The sequence below is a fragment of the Pseudomonas sp. NFACC08-1 genome, assembly GCF_900106735.1.
Lineage (GTDB): Bacteria > Pseudomonadota > Gammaproteobacteria > Pseudomonadales > Pseudomonadaceae > Aquipseudomonas > Aquipseudomonas fluorescens_Q.
Window position 1 is genome coordinate 1 of record NZ_FNNL01000034.1, and the last position, 1,030, is coordinate 1,030.

The following is a 1,030-nucleotide window of genomic DNA, read 5'->3' on the forward strand; positions in this document are numbered from 1 at the left end:
GGCGGTAACCTCGAAGCCATCGCCCCGAACACCGCGCCAGTCAGCACTGTGGTCAGCGACGTCAACGACACCACCACGGTGACCTTGACCGCCACGCCAACCGTGAACGAAAACGGCACGATCACCTATACCGCGACGTTGACCGATGCCAACGGCAATCCGGTCACCGCGCAAAACGGTCCGGTTACCGTGACCCTCGACAGCGGTAAAACCATCACCATCGCGGCCGGCGCAAGTTCGGGCGTGTTGGATGTGGCTGTTGGCAACGATGTTTACCAAGGTCCGACGACGGTTACTGAGTCGATTGCCTCGGCATCGGGCGGCAACTTGGAAGCCATTGCTCCAAACACCGCGCCGGTCAGCACCATCGTCAGCGATGTCAACGACACCACCACGGTGACGCTGACCGCCACACCGACCGTGAACGAAAACGGCACCATCACCTACACCGCGACGTTGACCGATGCCAATGGCAACCCGGTCACCGCGCAAAATGGTCCGGTCACCGTCACCCTGGACAGCGGCAAGACCATCACCATCGCCGCTGGCGCAAGCTCGGGCGTGCTCGATGTTGCTGTGGGTAACGATGTTTACCAGGGTCCAACAACGGTTACCGAATCGATCGCCTCGGCATCCGGTGGCAACCTGGAGGCCATCGCACCAAACACGACTCCGGTCAGCACCGTCGTCAGCGATGTCAACGACACCACCACGGTGACCTTGACCGCCACACCGACCGTGAATGAAAACGGCACGATCACCTACACCGCTACGCTGACCGACGCCAACGGCAACCCAGTTACGGCGCAAAATGGTCCGGTCACTGTCACGCTGGAAAGCGGTAAAACGATCACCATCGCGGCGGGCGCAAGCTCGGGCGTATTGGACGTAGCCGTTGGCAACGACGTGTACCAAGGCCCAACCACCGTCACCGAAAGCATCAGTACTGCCACGGGCGGTAACCTGGAAGCCATTGCTCCAAACACCGCACCGGTCAGCACCATCGTCAGCGACGTCAACGACACCACCA

The 1,030-nt window shown here is 61.0% G+C and carries 1 protein-coding gene; it reads left to right on the forward strand.

Annotated elements, in window-relative coordinates:
• On the forward strand, window positions 1-1,030 hold a 1,030-nt coding region (locus tag BLU76_RS30305; RefSeq protein WP_139211696.1), incomplete at both ends, for an immunoglobulin-like domain-containing protein.